This window comes from Streptomyces sp. NPDC020884 (genome assembly GCF_044333935.1).
Classification (GTDB): domain Bacteria; phylum Actinomycetota; class Actinomycetes; order Streptomycetales; family Streptomycetaceae; genus Streptomyces.
In genome coordinates this window covers 544,492-557,220 of record NZ_JBIRRY010000004.1, presented here as the reverse complement: position 1 = coordinate 557,220, position 12,729 = coordinate 544,492, and the positions used below count along the sequence as shown (strand labels likewise).

The following is a 12,729-nucleotide window of genomic DNA, read 5'->3' as shown; positions in this document are numbered from 1 at the left end:
GCCGAGCCCCATGCACTCCCCCCACGATCCGTATGTCCGGGTGCGCGGCGCCCGCGAGCACAATCTGAAGGACGTACGGGTCGACATCCCGCGCGACACCCTGACGGTCTTCACCGGCGTGTCCGGGTCGGGGAAGTCCTCGCTCGCCTTCGGGACCATCTACGCGGAGGCGCAGCGCCGCTACTTCGAGTCCGTCGCCCCCTACGCACGGCGGCTGATCCACCAGGTGGGCGCGCCGGCCGTCGGGGAGATCACCGGGCTGCCGCCCGCGGTCTCGCTGGAGCAGCGGCGCTCCGCCCCCGGGTCCCGGTCCTCGGTCGGCACGGTGACCACGCTCTCCAACTCGCTGCGCATGCTCTTCTCCCGTGCCGGGGACTATCCGCCGGGGGCCGAGCGGCTGGACTCCGACTCCTTCTCGCCCAACACGGCCATCGGCGCGTGTCCCGAGTGCCACGGTCTGGGGCGGATCCACCGGACGGACGAGGAGCTGCTCGTCCCGGACGCCTCCCTGTCGGTCCGGGAGGGGGCCATCGCCGCATGGCCGGGGGCCTGGCAGGGCAAGAACCTCCGCGATGTGCTGGACGCGCTGGGTTACGACGTCGACCGGCCGTGGCGCGAGCTGGACCCGAAGGACCGGGAATGGATCCTGTTCACCGACGAGCGACCGGTGGTCACGGTGCATCCGGTGCGGGACGCGGACCGGATCCAACGCCCGTACCAGGGCACGTACATGAGCGCGCGCCACTATGTGCTGCACACCTTCGCCGACACCAGGAGCCGGGCCCTGCGGGCGAAGGCGGAGCGTTTCCTGACCAGTGTGCCGTGCCCGGTGTGCGGTGGGAGCCGGCTGCGGGCCGAGGCGATGGCGGTGACGTTCGCCGGGCGGACCATCGCGGAGCTCGCCGGGCTGCCGCTGTCCGCGCTGGCCGAGGTGCTGGCCGGGGCCGGGGCCGGCGGCGAGGAGACGGCCCGGGTGCTGACGGGCGATCTGCTGGGGCGGATCGGGACGGTGACGGAGCTGGGACTCGGCTATCTGAGCCTGGACCGGACGGCCCCGACGCTGTCCTCGGGCGAGCTGCAACGGCTGCGGCTGGCCACGCAGTTGCGGTCGGGGCTCTTCGGCGTCGTCTATGTCCTGGACGAGCCGTCGGCCGGGCTGCACCCGGCGGACACCGAGGCGCTGCTCGGAGTGCTGGGCCGGCTGAAGGAGGCCGGGAATTCGGTCTTCGTGGTGGAGCACCAGATGGACGTGGTGCGGCGGGCGGACTGGCTGGTGGACGTGGGCCCGCTGGCCGGGGAGCATGGCGGGCGGGTGCTGCACAGCGGGCCGCCGGAGGGTCTCGCCCGGGTCCCGGAGTCGGCCACCCGCCGTTTCCTGTTCGACGAGGACCCCGCGCCGGTGCGCGAGGCGCGCGTTCCGTCCGGCTGGATCCGGCTCAGCGGGGTGGAGCGGCACAATGTGCGGGGCGTCGACGCGGCGTTCCCGCTCGGGGTGTTCACGGCGGTGACCGGCGTGTCGGGCTCGGGCAAGTCGACCCTGGTCGGCCAGGTACTCGCCGGTGCGCCGGCGGACCGGCAGGCGGACGAGGGGGCCGGGGCGGGCGGGCGGTACTGCGCGGCGGTCAGCGGCCTGGAGGCGGTGGACCGGCTCGTCCAGGTCGACCAGAAGCCCATCGGCCGGACGCCCCGGTCCAATCTGGCCACGTACACCGGTCTGTTCGACGCCGTGCGGAAGCTCTTCGCGGGGACGGAGACGGCGCGGGAGCGGGGGTACACGGCGGGGCGGTTCTCGTTCAACGTCAGCGGCGGGCGGTGCGAGACCTGTCAGGGCGAGGGCTTCGTCTCGGTGGAGCTGCTGTTCCTGCCCAGCACGTACGCGCCCTGCCCGGACTGCCACGGCGCGCGCTACAACCCGCAGACGCTCGAGGTCACCCTGGACGGCCTGACGATCGCTCAGGTGCTTGATCTCACCGTGGAGTCGGCGGCTTCGTTCTTCTCCGGGACGCCGGCGGCCGAGCGAGCGTTGTCCACCCTGCTGGACGTGGGGCTGGGCTATCTGCGCCTCGGGCAGCCCGCCACCGAGCTCTCGGGCGGTGAGGCGCAGCGGATCAAGCTGGCGGCCGAGCTCCAGCGCACCCGGCGCGGCCACACGCTGTATCTGCTGGACGAGCCGACGACGGGACTGCACCCGGCCGATGTGGAGGTGCTGATGCGGCAGTTGCACTCCCTGGTCGACGCCGGGAGCACCGTGGTCGTCGTGGAGCACGACATGGCCGTGGTGGCGGGCGCGGACCATGTCATCGACCTGGGCCCCGGGGGCGGCGACCGGGGCGGCCGGATCGTCGCGGCCGGCACCCCGGCGGAGGTGGCGCGTGCCGCCGGGAGCCGTACGGCTCCGTATCTGGCGAAGGCGATGCGGCGCTGAGCCGTGCGGGCTCCGCAGCCGGACCACCATGATCCCGTACGGCCCCGGGCTCGGGGCTCCGGGGCCGTACGGGATCGGCTTGCGTGTCAGCGGCGGACCTTGAGGGTCGCCCGCAGCCACTCCTTGTTCATGGCGGCGATCGAGGGCAGCGGAATGCCCTTGGGACAGGCCGTGGCGCATTCGCCGGCCAGGGTGCAGCCGCCGAAGCCCTCGTCGTCCATCTGGGCCACCATGTCCAGGACGCGGGTCTCGCGTTCGGGGGCGCCCTGCGGCAGGACGTTCAGGTGGTTGACCTTCGCCGAGGTGAACAGCATCGCCGAGCCGTTCGGGCAGGCGGCGACACAGGCTCCGCAGCCGATGCACTCGGCGTGCTCGAAGGCGAAGTCGGCGTCCGGCTTGGGCACCGGGGTGGCGTGGGCGTCCGGGGCGGTGCCGGTGGCCACGGAGATGTAGCCGCCGGACTGGATGATCCGGTCGAACGAGGAGCGGTCCACGACCAGGTCCTTGACGACCGGGAAGGCGGAGGCCCGCCAGGGCTCGATGTCGATCGTGTCGCCGTCGTCGAAGGACCGCATGTGGAGCTGGCAGGTGGTGGTGCGCTCCGGGCCGTGCGCGTCCCCGTTGATGACGAGGCTGCACGCGCCGCAGATGCCCTCGCGGCAGTCGTGGTCGAAGGCGACCGGCTCGTCTCCGGCGAGGGTGAGTTCCTCGTTGAGCGTGTCGAGCATCTCCAGGAACGACATGTCGGCGGAGATGTTGTCGACTTCGTAGGTGGCCATGGCGCCGGGCGTCTCGGCGTTCTGCTGGCGCCAGACGCGCAGGGTGAGCTTCATGCGTAGCTCCGCTGGGTGGGGTGGACGTACTCGAAGACGAGGTCTTCCTTGTGCAGGACGGGTGCGCCACCGGTGACGGTGAACTCCCAGGCGGCGGCGTAGGAGAACTCCTCGTCGCGCCGTTCGGCCTCGCCGTCCGGGGTCTGGGACTCGTCGCGGAAGTGGCCGCCGCAGGACTCGGCGCGGTGCAGGGCGTCGAGGCACATGAGCTCGGCGAGCTCCAGGTAGTCGACGATGCGGTTCGCCTTCTCCAGCGACTGGTTGAACTGTTCGCCGGTGCCGGGGACCTTGATGCGGCGCCAGAACTCCTCGCGGATCTCCGGGATTCTCTGCAGCGCCTTGCGCAGGCCGTCCTCGGTGCGGGCCATGCCGCAGTACTCCCACATGAGTTCACCGATCTCGCGGTGGAAGGAGTCGGGGGTGCGGTCGCCGTCGACGGAGAGCAGCAGGTTGAGCCGGTCCTCGGTCTCGGCGACGGCCTCCGCGACGGCGGGGTGGCCCCGGTCCACGGTGTCGGCGTGCGGGTTGCGGGCGAGGTAGTCGTTGATCGTGGACGGCAGGACGAAGTAGCCGTCGGCGAGGCCCTGCATCAGGGCGGAGGCCCCGAGGCGGTTGGCCCCGTGGTCGGAGAAGTTCGCCTCGCCGATGGCGAAGAGGCCCGGGACGGTGGTCTGGAGGTCGTAGTCGACCCAGAGGCCGCCCATCGTGTAGTGCACGGCGGGGTAGATCCGCATGGGGACCGTGTAGGGGTCCTCGTCGGTGATCCGCTGGTACATGTCGAAGAGGTTGCCGTACTTGGCTTCGACGGCCTTGCGGCCCATCCGGCCGATCGCCTCGGCGAAGTCCAGGTAGACCCCCTGTCCGCCGGGGCCGACGCCGCGGCCCTCGTCGCAGACGTTCTTCGCGGCGCGGGAGGCGATGTCGCGCGGCACCAGGTTCCCGAAGGCGGGGTAGATGCGCTCCAGGTAGTAGTCGCGCTCGTCCTCGGGGATCAGGTTGGCCGGGCGGTCGTCGCCCTTGGCCTGGGGGACCCAGATGCGGCCGTCGTTGCGCAGCGACTCGCTCATCAGGGTCAGCTTGGACTGGTGCTCGCCGGTGCGCGGGATGCAGGTGGGGTGGATCTGGGTGAAGCAGGGGTTGGCGAAGTGCGCGCCGCGCCGGTGGGCCCGCCAGATCGCGGTGGCGTTGGAGTTCATGGCGTTGGTCGACAGGTAGAAGACGTTGCCGTAGCCGCCGGTGGCCAGGACGACCGCGTCGGCGAAGTGGGTGTCGATCTTGCCGGTGACCAGGTCGCGGGCGACGATGCCGCGCGCCTTTCCGTCGACCACGATCAGGTCCAGCATCTCGGTGCGGGCGTGGAGTTCGACGCCGCCGGTGGCGATCTGCCGGGACAGTGCCTGGTACGCGCCGAGGAGCAGTTGCTGTCCGGTCTGGCCGCGCGCGTAGAAGGTGCGGGAGACCTGGACGCCGCCGAAGGAGCGGTTGTCGAGCAGACCGCCGTACTCGCGGGCGAAGGGGACGCCCTGGGCGACGCACTGGTCGATGATCTCGACCGAGATCTGGGCGAGGCGGTGGACGTTGGACTCCCGGGCGCGGAAGTCGCCGCCCTTGACGGTGTCGTAGAACAGCCGGTGGATGGAGTCGCCGTCGTTGCGGTAGTTCTTCGCGGCGTTGATGCCGCCCTGGGCGGCCACCGAGTGGGCGCGCCGGGGCGAGTCCTGGAAGCAGAACTGGACGACGTGGTAGCCCTGTTCGGCGAGGGTGGCGCCGGCCGCCCCGCCGGCCAGCCCGGTGCCGACGACGATGACGGTGTGTTTGCGCCGGTTGGCGGGGTTCACGAGCTTCGCTTGGAAGCGACGGGTGTCCCAGCGTTCGGCGACGGGGCCCTCGGGGGCCTTCGTGTCCACGGCGGGCTCGCCCGTGCGGTACTGCGTGTAGTCGGGCATGTCAGCTCACCACTCCGGTCATGACGGCGACGGGTACGGAGATGAAGCCCACTGTCAGCGCCGCCGCGAGGAGGGTGGCGAGGGCCTTCAGGATGCGGTCGCGGGTCGCGTTGCCGACGCCCAGGGTCTGCGCGGCGCTCCAGAAGCCGTGCTGGACGTGCAGGCCCATGGCGAGCACCGCGGTGATGTAGATGACGTTGCCGTACCAGGTCGAGAAGGTGTCGATGACGTTCTGGTACGGGTGCCCGGCCTCGAAGCTGGTGTGGACCGTGCCGGTCGTCAGGTCGAGGATGTGCCAGACGATGAAGAGCGCGAGGATGATCCCGCCCCAGCGCATGGTCCGGGTGGCGTAGCTCGCCCGGGGCCGCGTGTGGACGTACTTGGCGGGCCGCGCACCGATGTCGCGCCTGCTCAGCTGGTACGCGGAGACGCCGTGCAGCACGACGGCCACGACCAGCCCCACCCGGACGAGCCAGAGCGCCCACTCGTAGTGCAGTACCGGTTCGCCCATGGTGCGCAGCCAGTGGGCGTACCCGTCGAACTCGCCGGGTCCGAAGAAGATCTTCAGGTTGCCCACCATGTGGGCGACGAGATACCCGAGCATGACCAGACCGGTCACGGCCATGATCGTCTTCTTGCCGACGGTCGAGTCCCAGAGCGTACGCGTCATCGACGGCCGTCGGTCCGTCCGCGTTGCCAGTGCCATGGACACGACGATAGGGGCGAGGGATCGATCAGTCCAAGACATGGTCCGACTGAACTCCATAGGAAACACCTATGGAGGGGCGTTATCGTCGGCCTATGCACTTCCAGCAGCTCACCTACTTCGTGGCCGTCGCCGAGGCCCGGCATTTCACCCGGGCCGCGGAGGCGGTGCATGTGTCGCAGCCCTCGCTCTCCCAGCAGATCCGGGCGCTGGAGACGGAGTTGGGCGCGGACCTGTTCAGCCGGGCCCGGGGCAACATCGCCCTCACCGACGCGGGCGAGGCGCTGCTGCCGCTGGCCCGGCGGATTCTCGCCGACGCGGAGACGGCCCGCCACGAGGTGCAGGAGCTGGTCTCGCTGCGCAGCGGCCGGGTGCGGCTGGGGGCGACGCCGAGCCTGTGCACCGGGCTGCTGCCGGACGTGCTGCGCGCCTTCCACGACCGGCATCCGGGGGTGCGGCTGCTGCTGGAGGAGGGCGGCTCGCACGACCTCGTACGTCAGCTGGCGCGCGGCGTGCTCGACCTGGCGCTGGTGGTGCTGCCCCTGCCCGCCGGCTCCCCCGCGCTGACCACGCTGGAGCTGCTGCGGGAGGACCTCGTGGTGGTGTCCTCCGCGGCGGAGCCGCCCCCGGGGCGCGACGGCCGGATCCGGATCGCGGATCTGGAGGGGGCGCCGCTGGTGATGTTCCGGCACGGGTACAACCTGCGGGAGCTGACGCTCGCGGCCTGCCGCGCGGAGGGCTTCGAGCCCTCGTTCACCGTCGAGGGCGGCGAGATGGACGCGGTGCTCGGTTTCGTACGGGCGGGCATCGGCATCGCCGTGGTGCCGAGCATGGCGGCCGCCCGCGCCGGCCACGACCTGCGGAGGACCCCGCTGGCCGGGGACGGGCTGCGGCGCACGATCGCCCTCGCGCACCGCAGCGACGTGGCCCCGCCCCGGGCCGCGCGCGAACTCCAGCGGATGCTGCTGGAGCTCCGGCCGCTCCCCGGTTGACCGGTCGGCGGGCGGGGCCCGCGTCCTGCCGGGCGGAGGGGCCCCGCCCGGCGACGGTCAGACCGCGTCCGCCAGCAGCAGGGAGTGGATGCGGTCCGGAGCCCCGGGGCGGGCGTAGTACCAGCCCTGGGCGGTGTCGCAGCCCAGCCGGCGCAGCTGCTCGGCCTGGGCGCCCGTCTCCACGCCCTCGACCGTGACGGCCAGGTCCAGGCTGTGCGCCAGGGAGACGATGCCTTCGACGATCTTCATGTCGACCGGGTCGGCCGGGTGCTGCTGCATGCCCCGGGTGAAGGAGCGGTCCAGCTTGAGCACGCTGACCGGCAGTCGGCGCAGGTTCGCCAGATTCGAGTAGCCCGTGCCGAAGTCGTCGAGCGCGATGTCGACGCCCATCTCGGCGAGCTGCCGCAGCGGCTTGAGCAGATCGTCGTCCGCACCGATCAGCGCGGACTCGGTGACCTCCAGGCAGAGGGCGCCCGGCTCCAGACCGGAGCGCTCCAGCACGTCGACCGTCTCGGCGACCAGGCGGGGGTGGTGCAGCTGGGTCGGCGAGAGGTTGACGTTGATCCGGAGCGGCCCGCCGTCGCTGTGCCGCTCCTGCCAGAAGTTCGCCTGCCGCACGGACTCCTCCAGCACCCAGCGGCCGAGCGGCACGATGAGGCCGGTGTGCTCGGCGAGCGGGATGAACCGGTCGGGCCCGAGCACCCCGTGCTGGGGGTGGCACCAGCGCACCAGCGCCTCCGCGCCGTGCACGGTGCCGTCGCCCAGGTGCACGAGCGGCTGGTACTCGATGAAGAACTCGCCCCGGTCCAGGGCGGCCGGCAGCGCGGTGGTCAGCCCGTGCCGGGTGATGGCGCGCGCGTCGGCCTCCGCGTCGGCGAGCTGGAAGCGGTTGCCGCCCGCCGCCTTGGCCCGGTACATGGTGATGTCGGCGCTGCGCAGCACCTCGGCGGCGCTGCGCTCCCCCGAGGGGCCTTCGACGACGCCGATCGAGCCGCGGACGGTGAGCTCGCGGCCGTCGACGCTGATGGGCGAGGCGAGGGCGTTCAGGATGCGGCCGGCCAGTTCGTCCACCTCGTCGGCGGTGTCCGGCCCGGTGGTCAGCGCCACGAACTCGTCGCCGCCGAGCCGGGCGACCATCTCGCCGGGCGCGGGGGCGCAGCTCTGGAGCCGGTCGGCGACCTCGACCAGCAGACGGTCGCCGGCGGCGTGACCGAGGCTGTCGTTGATGGCCTTGAAGCCGTCGAGGTCCAGATAGCAGAGGCCGAAGCGGATTCCCTCCTGAGCGGCGAGGGCCTTCTCCAGGCGCTCGAAGAACAGGGTCCGGTTGGGCAGCCCGGTGAGCGCGTCGTGGGTGGCCTCGTAGCGCAGCCGCAGATTCAGCAGCCGCCGTTCGGTGGTGTCCTCCATCAGGGCGAGCTGGTATTCGGGACGGCCCTCGGAGTCCCGCAGCAGCGAGACGGTGAGGTTGGTCCACAGGACGGTGCCGTCGTTGCGGTAGTACGCCTTCTCGACCCGGTAGTGCTCGCGTTCGCCGCGTACCAGCTCGTCGTAGTACTTCCAGACCTGGGGCGAGTCCTCGGGGTGGGTCCACTCGTTCACCTTGTGGCTGCGGACGTGGTTCTCCAGTCCGCCGAACATCTTGGTGAGGGTGTCGTTGATCTCCAGGATGTTGCCGTCCAGGTCGGCGATGCCGATGCCGATGGCGGCGTCCTTGAAGACCGCGCGGAACCGCGCCTCGGTGGCGTGCAGGGCCTGTTCGGCGTGCGAGCGGGCGGTCAGCGCCGAGCGGGCGATGGCCTCCTGCTCGGCGAGCGTGCGCTCGCGCAGGGCCCCCGTGAAGCCGGCGGCCAGCGTGTGCTGGATCCGCGCGCAGCGGGCCCGGCCGTCCTCGGTGGACAGCGCGTCGGGTCCGTTGCCGCCGCAGTACAGGACGAGGTAGGAGTCGACGACGCCGAGCGTGGAACTGAGGGCGTCCGGGTCGGTGCAGTGCGCGTCGATCAGGGCCGCGCCGATCCGCTGGGCGGGCGAGGCGTCGAAGGGCCGGGCGTGCAGGATGCCGTTCAGCTCGCGCGCCAGGGGCAGCAGATGCTGTTCGAACTCCGGCCTGGTGAGGGAGGTGGCCGTCAGGGGGAAGATGGCCCGGCTCCAGATTCTGGCGAACCTGCGGAGCCGGCCTTCCGGACCGTCGGGTTCCGCGTCCGGCTCCCCGGACGCCTGGGCGGGAATACTCACGCCTTGCGCCCAACCCCTGCGAAGCCCGAGAAGGCGTACGGGTCTTCCTGCTCCGGCGACTGCGGGGTGTCCGGCCGCCATTCCGGCATCGACACGAGCCCCGGCTCGACGATCTCGTAGCCCTCGAAGAACTGACCGATCTCCTCGCGCGAGCGCATGATCAGCGGGTTGCGGATGTTCTGGTAGACGCCCACCGTGCCGGCCGCCTCCTCCTTGGGCAGCGGGATGCCCTCGTACGAGGCGTGGGTCAGGACGATCAGACTGCCGGGGGCCAGCGCCTCGCGCAGTTCGGCGACCGCGGCGCGCGGGTCGTCGGCGTCCTCGATGAAGTGGAGCACCGCGACGAGCAGCAGGGCCACCGGCCGGTCCAGGTCGAGCAGTCCGGTGATCTCCGGGTTGGCCAGGATCTCCTTGGGGCGGCGCAGGTCGGCGGCGGCGATGACCGCGCGGTCGTTGCCCTCCAGCACGGCCTGGCTGTGGGCGACGGCGACCGGGTCGTGGTCGACGTACGCCACCTTGGCGCCGGGATCGGCGGCCTGGGCCACCTCGTGGACGTTGCCGAAGGTCGGTATGCCGGAGCCGATGTCCAGGAACTGGTCGATGCCCGCGTCGACGGCGTAACGGACGGCCCGGCGCATAAAGGCGCGATTGGCCTGCATGATCTTGGGAAGGCCCGGGAGGAACTCCATGGCCTTGCGCGCGGCTTCCCGGTCCACCTCGAAATTGTGCGATCCGCCCAGATAGAAGTCGTACATGCGAGACACGCTCGGCACCGAAAGGTCAATGCCCTGCGGTGCCCAGGCGGGACGCTCCATCGATGTCTCCAACAAGTCGCCACGGCGATCCGGCCATGTTCATGGTCAGTGTTGACCAGAGGCTACTGATCGGCCGCCAAGAGAGCGAGTGGAAACGGAAATTCGCGATCCGTTATTGGTCACACTCCGGTGGCATCAACGACCGGCCCGTCGCTGCGCGTATGCGTGCAGCGACGGACCGGCACTCCGGACACCGTTTCCCGGTGGTTCGGGGCCACTTGGGGCTCCTGGGCGATTGTTCGCCGCCGCCCTGATCAGCGGGTGGCACCGACGAGTTCGGAATCCGGGGAAACGGCATACCAGGTGCCGCCGACTCCCTGTCCGTTGGTGTCGCCGGGCTTGCTGTCACCCGCGAAGGTGTAGATGGGCCAGCAGTCGATGGTCTGCTGCTTGACGCCGTCGGGGCGGTCGAAGGTGACGAATCCCTTCGTCGTCACACCCTCCACCGCATTTTTGGCCATGGGAGCGACTACCGGCCACTTCTTGAGGCAGTCGCCCGTGCAAGCGGTCTTCATCGGCCAGGCGGAGTCCTTGGTGAAGCGGTAAACCGTCATCCCTCGACCGTCCACCACGATGTCGCCGAGTTTCGGGTCCTTGCGGACCGAAAGCCCCGCGGGATCGGCCGGTTCCGTCACCCCCGCACTGTCGGCGTTGTTCGCCGCCTTCTTTCCGTCGGGGGCCGCGGCGAACCAGGTGCCGCCGACCCCCTGCCCGTTGACCTGGCCCGGGGCGGTGTCCTTCGCGTACCGGTACATCGGCCAGCCGTCGACGGTGAGCTGGCTCGTGCCGTCGGCGCGGGTGACCTCCCCGAGCAGTTCGGCGTCGGTGCCCGCCGCGGCGGTGGCGTTGCCCGCGGCCACCACGGGCCAGATCGCGGCGCATTCGCCCTCGCAGGTCGACTTCGGCGGGTTGGCGGTGTCCTTGTCGAAGCGGTAGAGCGTGAAGCCCTCGCTGTCGGTCAGCACCTTTCCGAGTTTCTTGCTGTCCTGGACGGCGAGTTGGCCGGCTTCCTTCGGTTGCGCCGCCTCCTTGTCGGCCCCGGAACCGTATCCCCCGCCGGCCGATCCGTACCCGCTGTCGGCGGGCTGCTGGGCCGGGGCCGCGTTGCCCACCGCCTGGCCGTTGGGCGATGCGTCTCCCTGCTCCTGACCGCACGCCGTCGTGAGCGTCAACAGAGCCGCGGCGGTGATCGCGAGCGAGGCGTTGCGCCAGGTGTTCATGTCGACTCCCGTGGTGCTTCGTCGTATCGCTTCCGGTGACGGCGCGGGACCGCGCCGTTCATGGCCCTAGGTACGGGGCGCCCACGGGGTCGCGTTCAAAGGAAGGCCGAGAAGAATTCGGTGGGCCGAACTACGGGGGCGTAAACACGAATGGCCGATTATCCGCACGATCAGGCGAATCACTCGCGGGTCCCGCGTGTCATCCGGCGCCGTGGATCATGCTCCCCGACGTGTACGGATCACGCATCGCGCGGCTCACGGCAGTCGCCGCACTCCTCTGGCTGATAGCCGTACCGCTGCCCGCGACCGCCGACAACTGCGCGGTGGCCTCGATCGGGCAGGGCGACGGCAGTTCCTCGGTCGCCGTGGCGGGCGACGGAGGCTGCGTCGCGGTCTCCGAGCCGGAGCCGCCCCCACCGCCTCCCCCGCCCCGACCACCTGCCCCACCGCCACCGCCGCCTCCCCCGCCACCGCCGCCTCCGCCGCCACCGCCCCCGGTGGTCGTGGAACCACCGCCACCGCCACCGCCACCGCCTCCTCCGCCCCCTCCGCCGCCCGCGCCGGAACCGCCGCCGAAGCCCACGCCCTCGCCGAAGCCCCCGGTGCGCGCCAAGCCACCGGAACCGCGGCCCGTCGCACTGCCGACGTACCGCAAACCGGCCCGCAAACAGCCCCGGAGCGGGCCGTCGCTGGTGTCCCTGACCTTGCTCATCACCGCCCCGGCGGTATTCGCCGTTGCCGTACTGCGGCCACGGTCATCCCGCTGACCAGGAGAGATGCATGTCCGAATGGCTCGTACTGAGCATTGCCATGGCGTCGGCCTGCGCGGTCGTCCTCACCATCGCCGTCCTGAACAACCGGCGCATCGGGGAGGATGACGACCCGTCCGAGACGCCCGACGTCATCGAGTACATGACGATGATGATCGGCGTGGTCTACGCGATCGTGCTGGGCCTCGCCATCGCCGGCGTGTGGGAGGGGCGCAGCGCCGCGCAGGAGTCCGTGCGCATCGAGGCGCAGGCCCTGCACGAGGTGCAGGCACGGGCCTCCGTCTACCCGGTCGAGGTCCGCGACCGCATCCGGGCGGACGTGGACGCCTATGTCCACCACGTCGTCAACGACGAATGGAAGGTGATGTCCGAACGGAACACGCTCACCGAGCGCGGCACCCGGCTGCTGGACCGGGTGCGGGCGGACGTCACCGACTACGAGCCGAAGACCGACCACGAGGGGCAGGCCTACCAGCCGCTGGTCGACCAGGTGGCGGCAGCGGACGACGCCCGCAGCTCACGGGGGCAGAACGCCGGGGCGACGATGCCCGGGGTGGTCTGGTTCGGCCTGATCATCGGGGCGCTGGTGACCGTGGGGCTGATCTTCACCCTGCAGATCCGCAGAACCTTCCGCGAACTGCTCCTGGCGGGCCTGTTCAGCGCGTTGATCGCCTTCCTGCTCTTTCTGATCTGGGACTTCGACGCGCCCTTCGGGCGGGGCATCTCGGCCACCGCCGAACCGTTCATCGACATGTTCCCCGGGGCCGCCCGTTAGAGGAGCGCCCCCAGG

At 71.1% G+C, this 12,729-nt stretch carries 9 protein-coding genes; 3 read left to right on the top strand and 6 right to left on the bottom strand.

Features of this window, described 5'->3' with window-relative positions:
• The first annotated feature begins 10 nt into the window (after nucleotides 1-10).
• Nucleotides 11-2,425 carry an excinuclease ABC subunit UvrA gene (gene uvrA / locus ACH4UK_RS16675; protein ID WP_398356921.1) on the top strand — a complete coding sequence of 805 codons (2,415 nt, stop codon included), beginning with the start codon at nucleotides 11-13 and terminating at the stop codon, nucleotides 2,423-2,425.
• 86 nt (nucleotides 2,426-2,511) lie between these two features.
• Here the strand turns inward: uvrA and ACH4UK_RS16670 are convergent, their stop codons facing one another.
• Genes ACH4UK_RS16670 through ACH4UK_RS16660 form a run of 3 tightly spaced genes read right to left on the bottom strand, consistent with a single transcriptional unit; the run spans nucleotide 2,512 to nucleotide 5,910 of the window.
• Nucleotides 2,512-3,258, bottom strand: coding sequence for a succinate dehydrogenase/fumarate reductase iron-sulfur subunit (locus ACH4UK_RS16670; protein WP_398356919.1), 747 nt, complete (start codon nucleotides 3,256-3,258; stop codon nucleotides 2,512-2,514).
• The gene (locus ACH4UK_RS16665; protein WP_398356918.1) at nucleotides 3,255-5,204 is read right to left on the bottom strand and encodes a fumarate reductase/succinate dehydrogenase flavoprotein subunit; all 1,950 of its coding nucleotides are present in this window, start codon (nucleotides 5,202-5,204) and stop codon (nucleotides 3,255-3,257) included. Before ACH4UK_RS16665 ends, ACH4UK_RS16670 begins: the two co-directional genes overlap by 4 nt.
• Nucleotide 5,205: 1 nt before the next feature.
• Nucleotides 5,206-5,910 (bottom strand): succinate dehydrogenase, encoded by a 705-nt coding sequence (locus tag ACH4UK_RS16660; RefSeq protein ID WP_398356916.1) that lies wholly within the window; start codon nucleotides 5,908-5,910, stop codon nucleotides 5,206-5,208.
• A 95-nt stretch (nucleotides 5,911-6,005) separates the two neighbouring features.
• Here ACH4UK_RS16660 and ACH4UK_RS16655 point away from each other — a divergent pair, with 95 nt between their 5' ends.
• Complete coding sequence (locus ACH4UK_RS16655; RefSeq protein ID WP_398356914.1) at nucleotides 6,006-6,902, top strand: LysR family transcriptional regulator; 897 nt, start codon at nucleotides 6,006-6,008, stop codon at nucleotides 6,900-6,902.
• Nucleotides 6,903-6,959: 57 nt separating this feature from the next.
• Here the strand turns inward: ACH4UK_RS16655 and ACH4UK_RS16650 are convergent, their stop codons facing one another.
• The 3 genes from ACH4UK_RS16650 to ACH4UK_RS16640 form a co-directional block, all read right to left on the bottom strand.
• Complete coding sequence (locus ACH4UK_RS16650) at nucleotides 6,960-9,134, bottom strand: putative bifunctional diguanylate cyclase/phosphodiesterase (RefSeq protein WP_398356913.1); 2,175 nt, start codon at nucleotides 9,132-9,134, stop codon at nucleotides 6,960-6,962.
• Nucleotides 9,131-9,949: an SAM-dependent methyltransferase gene (locus ACH4UK_RS16645; protein WP_398356911.1), complete on the bottom strand. Its 819-nt coding sequence runs from the start codon at nucleotides 9,947-9,949 to the stop codon at nucleotides 9,131-9,133. Before ACH4UK_RS16645 ends, ACH4UK_RS16650 begins: the two co-directional genes overlap by 4 nt.
• A 254-nt stretch (nucleotides 9,950-10,203) precedes the next feature.
• The gene (locus ACH4UK_RS16640) at nucleotides 10,204-11,169 is read right to left on the bottom strand and encodes an SCO0930 family lipoprotein (protein WP_398356909.1); all 966 of its coding nucleotides are present in this window, start codon (nucleotides 11,167-11,169) and stop codon (nucleotides 10,204-10,206) included.
• A 780-nt stretch (nucleotides 11,170-11,949) separates the two neighbouring features.
• Between ACH4UK_RS16640 and ACH4UK_RS16635 the strand changes: the two genes are divergently transcribed.
• Nucleotides 11,950-12,714 (top strand): DUF4239 domain-containing protein, encoded by a 765-nt coding sequence (locus tag ACH4UK_RS16635; RefSeq protein ID WP_398356907.1) that lies wholly within the window; start codon nucleotides 11,950-11,952, stop codon nucleotides 12,712-12,714.
• The last annotated feature ends 15 nt before the right edge of the window (nucleotides 12,715-12,729 follow it).